General features: G+C 67.6%; 14 protein-coding genes. 13 read left to right on the top strand and 1 reads right to left on the bottom strand.

Annotated elements, in window-relative coordinates:
- The coding region (locus tag BJQ90_RS21435) for a DEAD/DEAH box helicase (RefSeq protein ID WP_226762193.1) at positions 1-2,244 on the bottom strand (2,244 nt) is incomplete at its 3' end.
- Positions 2,245-2,360: 116 nt separating this feature from the next.
- Between BJQ90_RS21435 and BJQ90_RS21430 the strand changes: the two genes are divergently transcribed.
- The 13 genes from BJQ90_RS21430 (at position 2,361) to gap (ending at position 19,321) form a co-directional block, all read left to right on the top strand.
- Positions 2,361-3,140, top strand: a complete 780-nt coding sequence (locus BJQ90_RS21430) for a trans-aconitate 2-methyltransferase (RefSeq protein WP_226762192.1) — start codon at positions 2,361-2,363, stop codon at positions 3,138-3,140.
- 189 nt (positions 3,141-3,329) lie between these two features.
- Positions 3,330-5,042, top strand: a complete 1,713-nt coding sequence (locus tag BJQ90_RS21425; RefSeq protein WP_226762254.1) for an ABC transporter ATP-binding protein — start codon at positions 3,330-3,332, stop codon at positions 5,040-5,042.
- A gap of 203 nt (positions 5,043-5,245) precedes the next feature.
- On the top strand, positions 5,246-7,093 hold the full coding sequence (locus BJQ90_RS21420) for an ABC transporter ATP-binding protein (RefSeq protein ID WP_226762253.1): 1,848 nt from the start codon (positions 5,246-5,248) through the stop codon (positions 7,091-7,093).
- Complete coding sequence (locus tag BJQ90_RS21415) at positions 7,090-7,482, top strand: GntR family transcriptional regulator (RefSeq protein WP_226762191.1); 393 nt, start codon at positions 7,090-7,092, stop codon at positions 7,480-7,482. The genes BJQ90_RS21420 and BJQ90_RS21415 overlap by 4 nt, the downstream gene beginning before the upstream one ends.
- A gap of 89 nt (positions 7,483-7,571) precedes the next feature.
- Positions 7,572-10,526 (top strand): excinuclease ABC subunit UvrA, encoded by a 2,955-nt coding sequence (uvrA, locus tag BJQ90_RS21410; protein ID WP_226762190.1) that lies wholly within the window; start codon positions 7,572-7,574, stop codon positions 10,524-10,526.
- A gap of 124 nt (positions 10,527-10,650) precedes the next feature.
- A complete protein-coding gene (locus BJQ90_RS21405; RefSeq protein ID WP_226762189.1) occupies positions 10,651-11,370 on the top strand; it encodes an HAD hydrolase-like protein in 720 nt (239 codons plus the stop codon).
- 57 nt (positions 11,371-11,427) lie between these two features.
- Positions 11,428-12,096, top strand: a complete 669-nt coding sequence (locus BJQ90_RS21400; RefSeq protein ID WP_226762188.1) for a lysophospholipid acyltransferase family protein — start codon at positions 11,428-11,430, stop codon at positions 12,094-12,096.
- Between the two features lie 55 nt (positions 12,097-12,151).
- The gene (gene uvrC, locus BJQ90_RS21395; protein ID WP_226762187.1) at positions 12,152-14,185 is read left to right on the top strand and encodes an excinuclease ABC subunit UvrC; all 2,034 of its coding nucleotides are present in this window, start codon (positions 12,152-12,154) and stop codon (positions 14,183-14,185) included.
- Between the two features lie 113 nt (positions 14,186-14,298).
- Complete coding sequence (gene rapZ, locus BJQ90_RS21390; RefSeq protein WP_226762252.1) at positions 14,299-15,222, top strand: RNase adapter RapZ; 924 nt, start codon at positions 14,299-14,301, stop codon at positions 15,220-15,222.
- On the top strand, positions 15,222-16,241 hold the full coding sequence (locus BJQ90_RS21385; protein WP_226762186.1) for a gluconeogenesis factor YvcK family protein: 1,020 nt from the start codon (positions 15,222-15,224) through the stop codon (positions 16,239-16,241). Before rapZ ends, BJQ90_RS21385 begins: the two co-directional genes overlap by 1 nt.
- A gap of 10 nt (positions 16,242-16,251) precedes the next feature.
- The gene (gene whiA / locus BJQ90_RS21380) at positions 16,252-17,232 is read left to right on the top strand and encodes a DNA-binding protein WhiA (RefSeq protein WP_066438143.1); all 981 of its coding nucleotides are present in this window, start codon (positions 16,252-16,254) and stop codon (positions 17,230-17,232) included.
- Between the two features lie 172 nt (positions 17,233-17,404).
- Positions 17,405-18,028: a superoxide dismutase gene (locus BJQ90_RS21375; protein WP_226762185.1), complete on the top strand. Its 624-nt coding sequence runs from the start codon at positions 17,405-17,407 to the stop codon at positions 18,026-18,028.
- A gap of 282 nt (positions 18,029-18,310) precedes the next feature.
- Positions 18,311-19,321, top strand: coding sequence for a type I glyceraldehyde-3-phosphate dehydrogenase (gap, locus tag BJQ90_RS21370; RefSeq protein ID WP_226762184.1), 1,011 nt, complete (start codon positions 18,311-18,313; stop codon positions 19,319-19,321).
- Position 19,322 lies beyond the last annotated feature (1 nt).

Raw genomic sequence — 19,322 nt, 5'->3', positions numbered from 1 at the left:
GAGCTCCACGCGCCGGAACATCTCATTGCGGACCATCACCCGGAAGGCGCGGACGTTGGAAGTCAGGGACGGCGGCGGGGGCGGGGGAGCGTCGTGCGGCGTCGGGGCCTTGCCGGAGGTGAGCTCCTCCCACTCATCGAGCAGGCTGGAGTCGACCTGGCGGACCAGTTCGCCGAGCCACGCGATGAGGTCCTCGAGGTCCTCGCGCAGGGCGTCCTGCGGGACGGTCTGCCGCAGCGCTTTGAAGCCGTCGGCAAGGTAGCGCAGCACGATGCCCTCCGAGCGCGCCAGTCCGTAGAACTGGACGAACTCGCCAAAGTTCATCGCCCGTTCGTACATGTCCCGGACCACGGACTTGGGGGCCAGTTCGAAATCACCGATCCACGGGGCGGCCCGGCGGTAGACATCGAAGGCCTCCCCGAGGATTTCCGCGAGCGGCTGCGGGTAGGTGACCTCCTCCAGCATGGCCATGCGCTGGTCGTACTCGATGCCGTCGGCCTTCATCGCGGCGATCGCCTCACCGCGCGCCTTCTTCTGCTGTGCGGACAGGATCTGCCGGGGCTTTTCCAGCGTGGACTCAATCACGGAGACCACGTCCAGGGCGTAGGACGGCGACTCCGGATCCAGCAGCTCCAGCGCCGCGAGGGCGAAGGGGGACAGCGGCTGGTTCAGGGCGAAGTTGGCCTGCAGATGGACCGTCAGACGGACCGTGCGGCCGTCCCCGCCCTGCTCCTCAGGCGGGATCCGTTCCACGACTCCGGCGGCCAGCAGTTCGCGGTAGATGCCGAGGGCCCGCTTCATAAGCTGCAGCTGGGAGGAGCGCGGCTCATGGTTTTCGGTGAGCAGCCGGCGGGCGGCCTTGAATGGATCGCCCGGCCGTTCCATCAGGTTCATCAGCATCGCGTGGGTCACGGTGAAGCTGGACGTGAGCGGATCCGGGACGGATTCCACGAGGCGCTTGTAGGTCGGTTCGCCCCAGGACACGAAGCCCTCGGGCGGCTTCTTCTTGACTACCTGGCGGAGCTTCTTCTGGTCGTCGCCGAACTTGGCCGTGGCCTTGGCCATCGCCTTGACGTTCTCGGTGACGTGCTCGGGGGCCTGCACCACGACCGTCCCGGCGGTGTCGTAGCCGGCCCGTCCGGCGCGTCCGGCGATCTGGTGGAATTCGCGGGAGTTCAGCAGCCGGGTGCGCACGCCGTCGTACTTGCTCAGCGCAGTGAGCAGCACGGTGCGGATGGGGACGTTGATGCCCACACCGAGGGTGTCGGTCCCGCAGATGACCTTGAGCAGCCCGGCCTGGGCGAGCTGTTCCACCAGCCGGCGGTATTTGGGCAGCATGCCGGCGTGGTGCACGCCGATGCCGTGCCGGACCAGCCGGTTGAGGGTTTTGCCAAAGCCGGCCGCGAAGCGGAAACCGGCGATCAGCTCGGCGATCTTGTCCTTCTCCTCGCGGGTGCAGACGTTGATGCTCATCAGGTTCTGGGCCCGGTCAATTGCCTCCACCTGGCTGAAGTGCACCACGTAGACGGGCACCTGCTTGGTGGCGAGGAGTTCCTCCAGCGTCTCGTGCACTGGCGTCTGCTCGTAGTAGTAGTGCAGCGGGATGGGCCGCTCCACCGAACTGACGGTCGTCGTCGGGCGGCCGGTCAGCGCGGTAAGGCCGGCTTCGAAGCGGCTGACGTCGCCGAGCGTGGCGGACATCAGCAGGAACTGCGCCTGCGGGAGTTCCAGCAGCGGGACCTGCCAGGCCCAGCCGCGTTGCGGGTCGGAGTAGAAGTGGAACTCGTCCATGATGACGGCGCCGAGTTCTGCGGCGGCACCCTCGCGGAGGGCGATGTTGGCCAGGATCTCCGCGGTGCAGCAGATGATCGGGGCGTCCTGGTTGACGCCGGAGTCGCCGGTGATCATGCCGACGTTCTCGGCGCCGAAGATCTCGCACAGGGCGAAGAACTTCTCCGAGACGAGCGCCTTGATGGGAGCGGTGTAGTAACTGCGCTGTCCGCGCGCCATGGCCTGGAAGTGCATGGCGATAGCAACAAGGGATTTGCCGGAACCGGTGGGGGTCGCCAGGATCACGTTGGCGCCGGAGGCAAGCTCCATGATGGCCTCGTCCTGGGCGGTGTAGAGGGCCAGCCCGCGGGTTTCCGTCCACTCGACGAAGCGGGTGTAGAGCTCGTCCGGGTCGAGTCCGGAGCGGCTGGGGACCCGGGCGGCCGGGGCGGGGAGCTGATCTACAAGTTTCATTGCTCACCAGCTTAGTGGCCGGCGCCGGGGCGGTAGGGGCGCCCGCCCCTGCGCCGTGGTTCCGTTCGGGGTTAGGCTTCGTACCTTGCATCGTTGCCGGTGACTGGAGGACAGCAGTGAAATGGGACCCCGCCAAATACGTGCAGTTCGGAGACTACCGGGACAGGCCGTACTTTGACCTGACGGCCCGGGTCCATGCGGACGCTCCCCGGCACGTCGTCGATCTTGGCTGCGGCCCCGGGAACCTGACAGCCGCCCTTGCCGAGCGCTGGCCGGGGGCGAAAATCACAGGCCTGGATTCCTCAGCGGAGATGCTGGCCCGGTCCGTTGTCCATACCGACCGGCGGCCCAATCTCGCTTTCGGCCGGGCGGACATCGCCCACTGGATGCCCTCGGAGGAGACCGACGTCGTGGTGACCAACGCGGCCCTGCAGTGGGTTCCCGGCCACCGGGAGATGCTGAAGAGGTGGCTTGCCGCGCTCAAGCCCGGCGCCTGGTTCGCCCTGCAGGTGCCCGGCAACTTCAACGCGCCCTCGCACACGCTGATGCGCGGCCTCGCGGAGTCCGGGGCGTGGGCCGGCCGGCTCGCCGGCGTGCTGCGCCATGACGACGTGGTGGGCGGCCCGGAGGACTACCTGGGCATCATGCTCGACGCCGGCTGCGACGCGGACGCGTGGGAGAGCACCTACTACCAGCTCCTCCCCGGCACGAACCCCGTCCTGGACTGGGTCCGCGGCACGGGACTCCGGCCGGTGCTCGCCGCCCTGTCCGCCGAGGACGCCCGGGATTTTGAAGCAGAATACTCGGCGCGGCTCGCCGAGGCCTACCCGGCCGGCCCGCATGGCACGGTGTTTCCGTTCCGCCGGATCTTCGCCGTGGCCCGCAAGCGGGAATGACCCCCGGCCGGCACCTCGGGACCGGCGGCCAGGACGGCAGCAGGACCGGCGGGCAGGCCAGACGCCGCATGACAACGAAGCAGTGTGTGATCGTGCTTACAATGACGAAGCAGCGTGGGGGCGGCTGTCTTTGACGAATCTGGATCTGTGCCCTGGTCCAGCGATGGAGGTTTGGTGCTTATTGGCCTGATGGGCCGGCAGTTGGCCGCCCACAAAGGGACCGTGCTGGCCATCGTCGTCCTGCAGCTCGTGCAGACCATGGCCAACTTGCTCCTCCCCACCCTGAACGCGGCCATCATCGACGACGGGATCGTTGGCGGCAACGTGCCGGAGATCCTGAATCTGGGGTCCTGGATGGCCGCGATCGCCGGGGTGCAGGTCGCGGCGGCGGTCGCCGCCGGGTACCTGGGCGCGATGGTGGCCATGGAGGTCGGCCGGCAGCTGCGCGAGGAGATGTTTGCCAAAGTGCAGTCCATGTCCTCGCAGGAAGTTGGCGCGTTCGGCCCTGCCAGCCTGGTGACCAGGGCCACCAACGACGTCGCGCAGATCCAGAACCTTGCGGTCCTCGTGTTCACGATGCTGGTCGCCGCGCCCGCCATCTTCGTCGGCGGCATCGTGCTGGCCCTGCAGCAGGACGTCGCATTGTCCGCCATCGTGGTCGCCGTGATTCCGGTGCTGGCGGTCATTATGTTCCTGATCGTGCGCCGCCTCGTTCCGCTCTACCGGCAGGGCCAAGAACTCATCGACCAGGTCAGCCGGGTGTTGCGTGAGCAGATCATCGGCGCCAACGTCATCCGCGGCTTTGTCCGCCAGGGGCACGAAATCCGCCGTTTCCAGGGGGTCAACAGGGCCCTGACGCAAAACAACCTGCAGTCCGCGCTGCTGGTCGCCGGCATGATGCCGCTGATCATGCTAGTCGTAAACCTGTCCTCTGTTGGTGTGGTCTGGTTCGGCGGGCACCGGATCCAGTCCGGGGAGATGCGGCTGGGTGCATTGACGGCGTTCATCGCATACATCCTGCAGATCCTGATCGCGATCATGATGGCGATGTACGTCTTTATGACGGCGCCCCGCGCGGCCGCCTGTGCGGAGCGGGTCCAGGCGGTCCTCGACACGGCCCCCGAGATCACTGACGGTCCGGGCGGCGCCACGCCCGCGGGCAACGCCGTCGAGTTCCGGAACGTCTCCTTCGCGTACGCGGGCGCCGAGTCCCCGGTCCTCGACGGCATCAGCTTCGCAGCCGTTCCCGGGACGGTGACCGCGGTCATCGGCGCCACCGGCAGCGGCAAGACCACCCTGCTGAACCTGCTGCCACGCTTCCTGGCGGCCACCGGCGGCGAGATCAGGATTGGCGGCTGCGAGGTGCGCGGGCTGCCCCTGGACACGTTGCGGAGCATGATCGCCGTCGTTCCCCAGCATTCCTATTTGTTCTCCGGGACGCTCGCCGAGAACCTGAGGATGGCGGCCCCGGCGGCTACGGACCAGGACCTCTGGCGCGTCCTGGCGAGCGCGCAGGCCGCGGATTTTGTCAGGAAACTGCCGCGAGGGCTGGACGCGCCGGTGAACCAGGGCGGCACGAACTTTTCCGGCGGCCAGCGGCAGCGCCTGTGCATCGCGCGCGCGCTGCTCCGCGAGGCGCCCGTGTACCTGTTCGACGACAGTTTTTCGGCGCTGGACTACGGCACCGACTACCGGCTCCGGGAGGCGATGGGGCCGCTGCTGCGTGCCGCCACCGTCCTGATCGTTGCTGAACGGATCGCCACGATCGTGGACGCCGGGCTGATCCTGCTCCTTGAAGACGGCCGGATCGTGGCGCAGGGGACACACCAACAACTGATGGCGTCATCGCCAGGCTACCGGGAGATCGCCGCCTCCCAGCTCGTGCTGGAGGAGACCCTGTGACCCCGGACCAGTCGCTCGAAACCGGGACCGACGCCGCCCCCACCGCCCGCGATGCCAGGGACCAGCCGCTGGTGGACGCCCCGTCCGGCGGGCGCAGCGAAGCCCTCCCGGGGGTGCCTGCCGAGGAGCCCCCGAAGGGCGGCCGGTTCCGCTGGCGGACCGCCGGACGGCTGCTCGGACTGCTGCGGCCCTCGAAGTGGCGGATGGCCGGCGTCATCGCCGCCACCTGCGCCTTCGTGACGCTCAACGTGGCGGCACCGAAAGTCCTGGGTGACGCCACCGACGTCGTCGTCGAGGGCGTGGTGGGGGGATCCTTCAACCAGGAAAAGCTGGCTGCGCTGCTGGCGGCGGTCTCCGTCATGTATCTGGGGGCCTCCGTCTTCAGCTGGGTCCAGGGGACCCTGACGGCCGTTGCCGTGCAGCGGCTGGGCTACGGGCTGCGGGCCTCGGTGGAGGAAAAATTGCACGTCCTGCCGTCCGGCCATTTTGACGAGCAGCACCGCGGGGACGTGCTGAGCCGCGCCACCAACGACGTCGACAACATCGCGCAGGCCCTCAACCAGCTTCTCAACCAGCTCATCCTGTCGCTGCTGATGCTCTCCGGCGCGCTGGCCATGATGCTGTGGCTCTCACCCGTCCTGGCCCTGATCGCGCTCATTTCCGTCCCGGTGTCCACCCTCATCACCGTCCTGGTGGCCCGGAAATCCTCGGCCCACTTCAGCGGGCAGTGGGCGAGCACGGGGGAACTGCACGCACAGCTGGAGGAGTTCTTCACCGGCCACGAAGTCGTCAAGGCCTTCGGCCGGCAGGAAGCAGCCACGGCCCGTTTCAAGGCCGGCAACGACAAACTCTGCCGGGCCAGTGCCCGCGCGCAATACGTGTCCGGCGCCGTGCAGCCCCTGATGGTCTTTGTGTCCAACCTCAACTACATTGCTGTGGCCGTTGTCGGTGCGCTCCAGGTACTCGCCGGCGCCATGACCATCGGCGGACTCCAGGCCTTCATCCAGTTCAGCCGGCTCTTCAGCCAGCCGATGGGACAGATCGGCGGCATGCTGACCCTCATGCAGTCCTGCCTCGTCTCGGCGGGCCGGGTCTTCGAACTCCTGGACGTGCCGGAGATCCCGCCGGAGACCCCACCCGAGACCCCACCCGAGATGCCGACCGGGATGCCGACCGGGATGCTGACCGGGGCTGCCCGGGGCACGGCCCCGGCACCAGCTGTTGCGGCCCCCGCCGCCGGTCCAGCCGCTGCCTCGGGTCCAGCCGCTGCCGCCGGTGCATCCTCCGCCGGCCGGGTGGCCTTCGAGCACGTCAGCTTCGGCTACGACCCGGACTCACCCGTGGTCCAGGACCTCTGCTTTGCCGTGGAACCCGGGCAGACCGTCGCGATCGTCGGCCAGACCGGCGCCGGGAAGACCACCGTGGTGAACCTCCTGATGCGCTTTTATGAACCGGACTCCGGCCGGATCACCGTCGACGGCCAGGACACCGCGGAGCTGAACCGGGACGAACTGCGCTCCAATTTCGGCACCGTGCTGCAGGACAGCTGGCTGTTCACCGGCACCATCCGGGACAACATCGAATACGGACGCCCCGGTGCCGACGACGCCGCGGTCACGGCCGCCGCCCAGGCCAGCCACGTGGACCAGTTCGTCCGGGCACTGCCCGGCGGCTACGCGACGATGCTCGGCAACGACGGCGATTCGCTGAGCCGGGGCCAGCGCCAGCTCATCTCGATCGCACGGGCCCAACTGGCCGGGCGCAACATCCTCGTCCTCGACGAGGCGACCAGCTCCGTGGACAGCCGCACCGAAGTGCAGATCCGGCATGCCATGCACCGGCTCCGGCAGGGACGCACCAGCTTCGTCATTGCCCACCGCTTGTCCACCGTCCGGGACGCTGATCTAATTCTGGTCATGGACCAGGGACGGATCGTTGAGCAGGGGACCCACCAGCAGCTGATAAATAGGGGTGGACTTTACCGGAAACTGTACGAGGCACAGTTCGCCCGCCGCGAACAACCCAAGCGTGCCCAGGAGCCCGGACAGTGACCCCCACCGAAACATCAACCGCGCCGTTCCCCGGCGCCTGGCGGCCCAATCCGGGCAGCTCCGTCCCGCTGTTCGAACAGCTCCGGCTCAACATCATCGAACGGGCCGACAACGGGATCCTGGCGCCCGGGACCAAGCTCCCCGCCGTCCGGAGCCTCGCCGGTGAGCTGGGGGTCGCACCCCATACGGTGGCCCGCGCCTACAAGGAACTTGAGGCCGCCGGGGTGGTGGCGACCCGGGGCCGGAACGGGACGGTGGTGTGCGCCCGGGACGAGGCCTGGAGCTCGCTTTCGGCTGCCGCCGCGGAGTTCGCCGCCGCGGCGAAGGCCCGCGGTGCCAGCTTCGCTGAGGCCGTGCAGCTGCTCGCCGCCGCGTACGATCGCGAGTAGCGGGGCTGCTGCATACCGGGCGGCGTTTGCCGGCCGGGGTCACGTCGGGGAATGGAAGTTCGAAGAAGTTTTCGATTAGCATTGGTAGCGTGCCTAAAGCCGTAGCTGAAGATCCAGCCGTTGACTCCCCGACCTCCGTTCCGATGAGTCCGGCAAAACCGGGCCGCGGGGAGGACCCCCGCCCCGCGCTGAAACGCCCGGACATGTCCCGTCTTGTCGTCAAGGGCGCCCGCGAACACAACCTGCGCAACGTGGACCTGGACCTGCCCCGCGACTCCATGATCGTCTTCACCGGGCTCTCCGGCTCGGGCAAGTCCTCCCTGGCGTTCGACACGATCTTCGCCGAGGGCCAGCGCCGCTACGTCGAATCGCTCTCCGCCTACGCCCGGCAGTTCCTGGGCCAGGTGGACAAGCCCGACGTCGACTTCATCGAAGGGCTCTCGCCCGCGGTGTCCATCGACCAGAAGTCCACCAGCAAGAACCCCCGCTCCACCGTGGGCACCATCACCGAGATCTACGACTACATGCGCCTGCTGTGGGCCCGCGTCGGCCGCCCGTATTGCCCCATCTGCGGGGAGCTCGTCGCCAAGCAGACCCCGCAGCAGATCGTCGACCAGCTGCTGGAACTGCCGGAGGGCACCCGCTTCCAGGTCCTGGCCCCCGTGGTCCGCGGCCGCAAGGGCGAATTCGTCGACCTGTTCAAGGAACTCACCGCCAAGGGCTACTCGCGGGCCCGGGTCGATGACAAGCTGATCCAGCTCAGCGACCCGCCCAAGCTGGGCAAGCAGTTCAAGCACACCATCGAAGTGGTCGTGGACCGCCTTGTGGTCAAGGAAGGCATCAGCCAGCGCCTCACCGACTCGGTGGAAACCGCCCTCGGCCTGGCCGAAGGAAGGATTCTCGCCGAATTCGTCGACCTCGAAGCCGACGACCCGGAACGCATCCGGGCGTTCTCCGAACACCTCGCCTGCCCCAACGAGCACCCGCTTGCGATCGACGAGATCGAACCGCGCTCCTTCTCCTTCAACAACCCCTTCGGCGCCTGCTCCGCCTGCAGCGGCATCGGCACAAAGCTGGAGGTCGATGAGGAACTCATCATTCCGAACGGGGAACTGTCCCTCTCGGAGGGGGCCATCGCGCCCTGGTCACTCGGCACCGCGACGACGGAGTACTGGAACCGCCTGCTTGGCGGACTCGCCAAGGAACTCGGCTTCTCGATGACCACACCGTGGGACAAACTCTCCGAGGACACCCGCCAGACCGTGCTGCACGGCAAGGACCACAAGGTGGTGGTGCAGTACCGCAACCGCTTCGGCCGGGAACGCAAATACAGCACCGGCTTCGAGGGCGTCATCCAGTACGTCCACCGCAAACACCTGGAAACGGACTCGGACTCAGCGCGGGACCGCTACGAGGAGTACATGCGGCAGATCCCGTGCCCGGCCTGCAAGGGCGCCCGGCTGAACCCGGCGTCGCTTTCGGTCCTGATCAACGGCAAGTCCATTGCCGAGGTCGCCGCCCTGCCGATGCGCGAATGCGCCCACTTCCTGGACAACCTGGTGCTCACCGGCCGCGAAGCCCAGATCGCGAACCAGGTCCTCAAGGAGATCCAGGCCCGCCTGACCTTCCTGCTCGACGTCGGCCTGGAGTACCTGAACCTGGAACGTCCCTCCGGCACCCTGTCCGGCGGCGAAGCCCAGCGCATCCGGCTGGCCACCCAGATCGGCTCCGGCCTCGTGGGCGTGCTCTACGTCCTGGACGAGCCGTCCATCGGCCTGCACCAGCGCGACAACCGCCGCCTGATCGAAACCCTCACCCGGCTGCGGGACCTCGGCAACACCCTGATTGTGGTGGAACACGACGAGGACACCATCCAGGAAGCCGACTGGGTCGTGGACATCGGACCGGGAGCCGGCGAACACGGCGGCATGGTGGTGCACTCCGGTTCCTACCAGGACCTGCTCAAGAACACCGAATCGCTCACCGGCGACTACCTCTCCGGCCGGAAACAGATCGAGATCCCCAAGAAGCGGCGCAAGTACGACAAGAAGCGCGAACTCAAGGTGGTCGGGGCCAAGGAGAACAACCTCCTGAACGTGGATGCCACGTTCCCGCTGGGCCTGTTCACCGCGGTGACCGGCGTCAGCGGCTCCGGAAAGTCCACCCTGGTCAACGAGATCCTCTACAAGGTCCTCGCCAACAAGCTCAACGGCGCCAAGCAGGTGGCGGGGCGGCACAAGTCGATCCAGGGGCTCGAGCACCTCGACAAGGTGGTCCACGTCGACCAGAGCCCGATCGGCCGCACCCCGCGCTCCAACCCGGCGACCTACACGGGTGTCTTTGACAACATCCGCAAGCTGTTCGCCGACACCACCGAGGCCAAGATCCGCGGCTACCTGCCGGGCCGGTTCTCGTTCAACGTCAAGGGCGGCCGCTGCGAGGCCTGCTCCGGTGACGGCACGCTGAAGATCGAAATGAACTTCCTGCCGGACGTCTACGTGCCCTGCGAGGTGTGCCACGGCGCCCGGTACAACCGGGAAACCCTGGAAGTCCACTACAAGGGCAAGACGATCGCCGATGTGCTGAACATGCCGATCGAGGAAGGCGCCGAGTTCTTCGCCGCGTTCTCGCCGATCGCCCGGCACCTCAGGACCCTCGTCGACGTCGGACTCGGCTACGTCCGGCTGGGCCAGCCCGCCACCACGCTGTCCGGCGGCGAGGCGCAGCGGGTGAAGCTCGCCGCGGAGCTGCAGAAACGCTCCAACGGGCGCAGCATCTACGTGCTGGACGAGCCCACCACGGGCCTGCACTTCGAGGACATCCGCAAGCTGCTCCTGGTCCTCCAGGGCCTGGTGGAAAAGGGCAACACGGTCATCACGATCGAGCACAACCTTGATGTCATCAAGAGCGCGGACTGGATCGTGGACCTGGGCCCCGACGGCGGGTCCGGCGGCGGCCGCATCGTTGCCTCGGGAACGCCGGAACAGGTGGCCAAGTCAACAGAAAGCCACACGGCAGCGTTCCTGGCCGAGATCCTGGCCTGACGCCTGCTCCGCACCGGGGCATCCGCCGCCGCAGCAGCGGATGCCCCGGTGCGCTGCCCGGGTATATATTCCCTGCGGGTTATGCGAGTTTCGGGCATCCGTTCACTCGTGAGAAACTAAGCCGGTGACCCAAACAACAGTGCCCGTGATCTTCGACCTGGACGGCACTCTTGTCGATCCGGCCGGCGGAATCTCGGACGGCATCGCAGCGGCCCTCACGGAGCTAGGACTCGGTATTCCCGGCAAGGCCCAAATGGATGCCATGATCGGCCCGAAACTCAGCCATTCCCTCACAGACATCGCCAGGGTCCCCGCCAGCCAACTCGACGACGCCATCCGGATCTACCGCGCGCACTACCTCGCCACGGGCATCGCCCAAAGCCGGCTCTACCCCGGTATCCGCGCCCTGCTGGAATCCTTTGCCGCAGCCGGCCGGCCTATCGCCGTGGCCACCCAGAAGCCCGAGGGCCTTGCCCGGACCGTGCTGGAGCACCACGGCATAGCGGCCCTGTTCCACACCATCCGCGGCTCGGCCGCGGACGAGGCAGCAGCAGCCGCGGCGCCGTCGGGAAAGGCCGGAATCGTAGCAGCAGCCCTCGCCGACCTCGCCACCGGCCACGGGCGGGACACGGACCACGCCGTGATGGTGGGGGACCGTGCCCAGGATGTGGCCGGAGCGGCGGCCAACGGCCTGGACTGCATCGGCGTAGGCTGGGGTTTCGCTCCGGACGGTGAACTGCACACGGCCGGCGCCGTGGAGATCGTGCACAGCAGCGCTGCCCTGCACGACGCCGTGGCCCGCCGGGACACGCTGCGGGCCGCCGCTGCGCGGCCCACCCCATGACGACCGCCGCGGCGGTCCCTTTACTGTTGACCGAAGCCCAAAACGAGGTGCACACCGATGGCAATGTTTGATGCAATCCGCTGGACCACGCGGGGTCTCGTCACCTCGACGTGCCGGCCCACGGTCATCGGACTCGACAACGTGCCCAAGGAGGGCCCGTTCATCGTGGCGCCCAACCACCTGTCCTTCCTGGACAGCGTGATCGTCCAGGCACTGATGCCCCGGCCCGTCGCTTTCTTCGCCAAAGCGGAATATTTCACCACCGGCGGGATCAAGGGCAGGGCGATGAAATCCTTCTTCGAGGCTGTCGGCTCCATCCCGGTGGAACGCGGCGAACAGGCCGCCAGCGTCCAGGCCCTGAAAACCCTGCTGGCGATCCTCGACTCGGGCAAGGGCGTCGGCATCTACCCGGAGGGGACCCGCTCCCGCGACGGCATCCTCTACCGCGGCCGCACCGGGGTCGGCTGGCTGGCCCTGACCACCGGGGCCCCCGTCATCCCGGTCGGGCTGATCGGCACGGAAAACCTGCAGCCCGCGGACAGCAAGTCGGTCAAGCCGCAGCACTTCACCATGAAGGTCGGCGAACCGCTGTACTTCGAAAAGACCGGGCCGGACCACTCCCTGCCCGCCCGCCGCCAGGCCACCGACCGCATCATGGACGCGATCGCCGCCCTCAGCGGCCAGGAACGCTCCACGAGCTACAACCAGAGCAAGACCGTCGAATAGCGCCACCGGGTGGGTGGGCGTCAAGGCACGGCCGCCGGCTCAGTAGACTTGAACTGTGGCAGATCCAGCGAGTTACCGACCCCAGACGGGTGAAATTCCGACCAATCCGGGCGTGTACCGCTTCCGCGACCCGCACGGCCGGGTCATCTATGTCGGCAAGGCCAAGAACCTCCGCTCCCGGCTGAACTCGTACTTCGCCAACCCGGCCGGGCTGCTCCCCAAAACGTATGCGATGGTCCATGCGGCCAGCAGCGTGGAGTGGACCGTCGTCGGCAGCGAACTCGAGTCGCTGCAACTGGAATACACCTGGATCAAGGAATTCAAGCCCCGGTTCAATGTGATGTTCCGCGATGACAAAAGTTACCCGTACCTCGCGGTCTCGATGGGGGAGAAGTACCCCCGGGTCCAGGTCCTGCGCGGAGAACGCCGCAAGGGCACCCGCTACTTCGGCCCGTACACCGCCGGGGCCATCCGGGACACCATGGACACCCTGCTCCGGGTGTTCCCGGTCCGCAGCTGCAGCGCCGGCGTCCTGAAACGCGCCGAGGCCAGTGGCAGGCCCTGCCTGCTCGGCTATATCGACAAGTGCGCGGCACCCTGCGTCGGCCGCATCTCGGCCGAGGACCACCGCGCCCTGGTCGAGGACTTCTGCACCTTCATGGGCGGCGAGGCCAAGCCGTTCGTCACCCGGCTGGAAAAGGAGATGGCCGCCGCCGTGGCGGAGCTGGACTACGAACGGGCGGCGCGGATCCGTGACGACATCGTCGCGCTCAAGAAGGTCTTCGAACGCAACGCCGTCGTCCTGGCCGAGGGCACGGACGCGGATGTCTTCGCCCTCCACGAGGACGAGCTCGAGGCCGCCGTGCAGGTCTTCCACGTCCGCGGCGGCCGGATCCGCGGCCAGCGCGGCTGGGTCGTGGAAAAGGTCGAGGATTCCACCACCCCGGACCTCGTCGAGCACCTGCTCCAGCAGGTCTACGGCGAGGAAGCCGGCCTGCAGGGCAGGCTGCCCCGCGAGGTCCTCGTCCCGGCGGAGCCCAGCAACGCCGCGGAGCTGGCGCAATGGCTCAGCGGGCTGCGTGGAGCCAGGGTTGACATCCGCGTGCCGCAACGCGGCGACAAGGCCGCCCTGCTGGGCACCGTCCGGGAGAACGCCGAGCACGCCCTCAGGCTCCACAAGTCCCGGCGCGCCGGCGATCTGACCCTGCGGTCCCAGGCGCTGCAGGAACTGCAGGAGGCCCTTGAGCTGCCGGTCGCCCTCATGCGGATCGAATGCTACGACATCTCGCACGTCCAGGGCACCAACGTCGTCGGGTCGATGGTGGTGGTCGAGGACGGGCTGCCGAAGAAGTCCGAATACCGGAAGTTTTCCGTCACCGGTGCCGCCGCCACGGACGACACGGCCGCCATGCACGACGTGCTGACGCGGCGTTTCCGCAACTACCTGCAGGAGAAGACCGTCCAGGCGGACGCAGCCCGGCAGCCCGGCCACCAGGCCATGCTCAACGCCGTGGCGCAGGCAGCCGTCGCGGCTCCCGCCCCGGCTTCCTCCGTTGCCGTCGCCGACACCACGACCCCGGCGCCGCGGACCAAATTCGCCTACCCGCCCAACCTCGTGGTGGTTGACGGCGGCAAGCCCCAGGTCAACGCGGCCGCCCGGGCCCTGGCCGAACTGGGCATCGACGATGTGTACGTCGTCGGTCTCGCCAAACGGCTCGAGGAGGTCTGGCTGCCGGACAGCGACTTCCCGGTCATCCTGCCCCGGGCCTCGGCCGGGCTGTACCTGCTGCAGCGCATCCGTGACGAGGCGCACCGCTTCGCGATCTCCTTCCACCGGCAGAAACGCGGCAAGGCGATGACCGTCTCGGCCCTCGACGGCGTGCCCGGGCTCGGCGAATCCAAGCGCAAGTCCCTGCTGGCCCAGTTCGGCTCGGTCAAGAGCATCAGGACGGCCAGCGTCGAGGAGCTCACCGGCGCCAAGGGGATCGGCCCGTCCCTGGCCGCGGCCATCGTCCAGCACTTCACCGAGGGTGAGGGCGACGCCGCCCCCGCCGTCAACATGACCACCGGCGAAATCCTGGAGACTTAGTCAGCACCGGCAATCTTAGCTAGGGTAAGAACTTGGGAAACGGCGCACGCGGCGATTCAGCCGCACCACGGCCGTTCCACGGCACAACAGCACAGCAGAACGGGGCTTCACTGATGGCAGAGTCGACGGCAGGATCCGGGACGGAGTCGGACGGCATGACGCCGGTCAAACCCGTTGAGGCCGAACTGCTCGTAGTGACGGGCATGTCGGGAGCCGGCCGGAGCACTGCGTCGGACGCCCTGGAGGACCATGGCTGGTACGTCGTGGAAAACCTCCCCCCGCAGATGCTCGGCACCCTCGCGGAAATCGTGTCCCACGCCCCGGGTTCCATCTCCAAGCTCGCCGTCGTGATGGATGTCCGCAGCAAGGAACTGTTCGCGGACATCAGGACCACCCTGCGCAGCCTGGAAGCCAGCGGCGTCGGGTTCCGGGTGCTGTTCCTGGACGCCAACGACGACGTCCTCGTCCGGCGTTTCGAGCAGGGCCGGCGCCCCCACCCGCTGCAGGGCGGCGGCAGGATCCTTGACGGCATCGCCGCCGAACGCGAACTGCTGCACGAACTGCGAACCTCCGCCGACATCGTGCTGGACACCTCGACGCTGAACGTCCACGGCCTCGCCACCGCGATCACCGAACTCTTCAGCGAGACCGGTCCCGTGGCGCTCCGGCTCAATGTGATGAGCTTTGGCTTCAAATATGGGCTTCCGGTCGATGCCAACTTCGTCGCCGACGCCCGCTTCATCCCGAACCCGCACTGGGTCCCGGCCCTCCGGCCGCACACCGGGCTGGACAAGGACGTCAGCGACTATGTGCTGGAAGCGCAGGGCGTCAGCAACTTCGTGGAGCGCTATGTGCTGGCCCTCGAACCGGTCCTGGACGGCTACCGGCGCGAGAACAAGCACTACGCCACCATCGCCGTCGGCTGCACCGGCGGCAAGCACCGCTCCGTGGCCGTCGCTGTCGAACTCTCCCGCCGGCTTGCGCAGTACCCGCGCGTCACCGTGACCACCACGCACCGGGATCTGGGCCGCGAGTAATGGCGCTGCTCACCGGACCGCTGCCGCTCGTGCCTCCGGCCAGCGCGGCCTTCGCCAGCCAGCAGGACAAAGGCCCGTCCGTCGTCGCGCTGGGCGGCGGCCACGGCCTCGCCGCGTCGTTGTCGGCCCTGCGCCTGCTCACCTCCGAGCTGACCGCCGTCGTCACCGTCGCGGACGACGGCGGCTCCTCGGGGAGGCTGCGCGAGGAGTACGGCGTCCTGCCGCCCGGCGACCTCCGGATGGCGCTCTCCGCACTCTGTGACGACACCGACTGGGGCCGCACCTGGCGCGATGTCATGCAGCACCGCTTCGCGCCCGGCAAGGGCCGCGGCGGGTCCCTCGACGAGCACGCGATGGGGAACCTGCTGATCGTGACGCTTTGGGAACTTCTGGGCGACACCGTGGCGGGCCTTAAATGGGCCGGCGCCCTGCTGGGTGCCCGCGGGGAGGTCCTGCCGATGTCCAGCGTCCCGTTGACCATCGAGGGCCAGGTCCGGGTCACCGCCCCGGACGGCACCTCGGCGCTGCAGACCCTGACCGGACAGGCGAAATGCGCTGTCGCCGGCTCGCTGGAACGTGTCCGGCTGCTGCCGGAGAACGCCCCCGCCTGCCTTGAGGCGCTCACCGCGATCGAACTGGCCGACTGGGTCATCCTCGGCCCCGGGTCCTGGTACACCTCCGTGCTGCCGCACCTGCTGCTGCCGGAGATGCGCGAGGCGCTGTGCAACACGGCCGCCCGCCGCTGCCTCACCATGAACCTCGCCACGGATACTAAGGAAACCCTCGGCATGTCCGCCGCGGACCATCTGCGGGTGCTCCGGGAGTACGCGCCGGACTTCACGATCGACGTCGTGCTGGCCGATCCGGCCTCCGTCTCTGACCGTGCCGACTTCGAACAGGCGGCCGGGATGCTCGGCGCCGAGGTGGTGTTGGGTAAAGTGGGGGCGTCGAGCCGACGGCCGATCCACGACCCGCTGCGTCTGGCAACGGCGTACCACGACATTTTCGGGAACAGGTAGGAAGAGTGCCATGGCACTGACAGCATCAGTCAAGGAAGAACTTTCCCGGCTGGACATCAAGAAGTCCTCGGTCCGCAAGGCTGAAGTGTCCGCCATGCTTCGCTTCGCCGGGGGACTGCACATCATCTCCGGCCGGATCGTGATTGAGGCCGAAGTCGACCTCGCCTCGACCGCGCGGCGGCTGCGGGCCGCCATCGCCGAGGTTTACGGGCACCAAAGCGAAATCATCGTCGTCTCCGGCGGCGGACTGCGCCGCGGCAGCCGCTACGTGGTCCGGGTGGTGCGCGACGGCGAAGCCCTCGCCCGCCAGACCGGCCTGCTCGACGCCCGGGGACGCCCGGTCCGCGGCCTGCCCTCGGTGGTGGTGAACGGATCCGCCGCCGACGCCGAGGCCGTCTGGCGCGGCGCTTTCCTGGCCCACGGCTCCCTCACCGAGCCCGGACGGTCCTCCGCCATGGAGGTCACCTGCCCCGGCCCCGAGTCCGCCCTCGCCCTCGTCGGCGCGGCCCGCAGGCTCGGCATCCAGGCCAAGGCCCGCGAGGTCAGGGGAGTGGATCGCGTGGTCATCCGCGACGGCGACACCATCGCCGCGCTGCTGACCCGGATGGGTGCCCACGATGCGCTCATGGTGTGGGAAGAGCGGCGGATGCGCAAGGAAGTCCGTGCCACCGCCAACCGGCTGGCCAACTTCGACGACGCCAACCTGCGGCGTTCGGCGCAGGCGGCAGTCGCTGCCGGCGCCCGCGTGGACCGCGCCCTGGAAATCCTCGGCGACGACGTCCCGGACCACCTGAAGTACGCCGGGGAACTGCGGGTCGCGCACAAGCAGGCCAGCCTCGACGAACTCGGCCGCCTGGCGGACCCCGTCATGACCAAGGACGCCATCGCGGGGCGGATCCGCCGCCTGCTGGCCATGGCCGACAAGCGCGCCCAGGACCTCGGCATCCCCGGCACGGAGGCCAATGTGACGCCGGAAATGCTGGACGAGTAGCCTCTGCCGGGAATCAACTGCAGAATCGGATCGGGCCGGCGGGAATACCTCAGGGGGACCGGAGGCTATGCCCACTGGATTCCGATCCAGAAACTTCCGGGTGCCACAACATCCGGATGCACAATCCGAGAGTTACCAAACGGACAACCAGTCCACGACATTGGAGGATTTTGTGACCGAGTACGTACTGCCTGAGCTCAGCTATGACTACGCAGCGCTGGAGCCCCACATTTCCGCGCGGATCATGGAGCTGCACCACAGCAAGCACCACGCCGCGTACGTGGCCGGCGCCAACAACGCCCTGGCCCAGCTGGCCGAAGCACGCGATAAAGGCGACTTCGCCAACATCAACCGCCTCTCCAAGGACCTCGCGTTCCACACCGGCGGCCACATCAACCACTCCGTCTTCTGGAAGAACCTGTCCCCGGACGGTGGCGACAAGCCTGAAGGTGAGCTGGCAGCCGCCATCGACGACGCGTTCGGCTCCTTCGACGCTTTCCGTGCCCACTTCACCGCGGCGGCCATGGGCCTGCAGGGTTCCGGCTGGGCGTTCCTGGCCTACGAGCCCATCGGCGGCAACCTCGTGATCGAGCAGCTCTACGATCAGCAGGGCAACGTCGCTGTCGGCACCACGCCGCTGCTGATGCTGGACATGTGGGAGCACGCCTTCTACCTGGACTACGTCAACGTCAAGGCCGACTACGTCAAGGCCTTCTGGAACATCGTGAACTGGGCCGACGTCGCCAAGCGCTTCGACGCGGCCCGCAAGAACGCGAGCGGCCTCATCACGCTCTAACACGGCCGTGGCGACCTGAGCGTGCCGCAGTTCACACGCCTGTAACAAAGCTCACAATTACGCCCGTTCGGCTCAAATTGTGGACGGTCTGCCCCTGCACTTGCGGGGGCAGACCAAGTTAAACGTAAGATAGGTCACGGAAGGCGGTTAGCCTTCAGCAATGTGGCTGGTCGCCCTCCGATCTGTTAATCATCTCTGCCCAATGGCGTGCGGGATCTGTTAGTTGGCTTGAGCGCCTTCTCAACTAATCGTGCTTGAAGAAGCACCAAGGAGACTGAAAACGTGACCACCCGTATTGGTATTAACGGCTTCGGCCGTATCGGCCGCAACTACTTCCGCGCCGCACTCGCCCAGGGGGCAGACCTCGAGATCGTTGCCGTCAACGACCTCACCAGCCCGGAAGCCCTGGCCCACCTCTTCAAGTACGACTCCGTGGGCGGCCGCCTGAAGGAGTCCATCGAGGTCAAGGACGGCAACATCGTCGTCGACGGCAAGACCGTCAAGGTCCTCGCAGAGCGCGATCCGGCCAAGCTGCCCTGGGCCGAGCTCGGCGTTGACGTCGTGATCGAATCCACCGGCTTCTTCACCAAGGCCGCCGACGCGCAGAAGCACATCGATGCCGGTGCCAAGAAGGTCCTGATCTCCGCCCCCGCCTCGGACGAGGACATCACGATCGTGATGGGCGTCAACGACGGGCTCTACGACCCCGCCGCGCACCACATCATCTCCAACGCCTCCTGCACCACCAACTGCCTCGGCCCGCTGGCCAAGGTGATCAACGACGCCTTCGGCATCGAGCGCGGACTGATGACCACGATCCACGCCTACACCGCCGACCAGAACCTGCAGGACGGCCCGCACAAGGACCTCCGCCGTGCCCGCGCCGCCGCCATCAACATGGTCCCCACCTCCACGGGTGCGGCCAAGGCAATCGGCCTGGTCCTGCCGGAGCTCAAGGGCAAGCTCGATGGCTACGCCATCCGCGTGCCGGTGCCCACCGGCTCCGCAACGGACCTCACCGTCGTCGTCTCCCGCGAGACCACCGTCGAGGAAGTGAACGCCGCCCTCAAGGCTGCCTCCGAGACCCCCGAGCTCAAGGGCCTGCTGACCTACACCGATGAGCCGATCGTTTCCTCGGACATCGTCGGGGACCCGGCATCCTCCATCTTTGACTCCGGCCTGACCAAGGTGATCGGCAACCAGGTCAAGGTTGTTTCCTGGTATGACAACGAATGGGGCTACTCCAACCGCCTCGTGGACCTCACGGAGCTCGTCGCAGCCAAGCTGGGCTAGG

Origin of the sequence: Arthrobacter sp. SO3, from assembly GCF_020532825.1 — a bacterium.
Taxonomy (GTDB): Bacteria; Actinomycetota; Actinomycetes; order Actinomycetales; family Micrococcaceae; genus Arthrobacter.
Note: the sequence above shows the minus strand (reverse complement) of the source record. Positions and strands in the feature narration are given on the sequence as shown.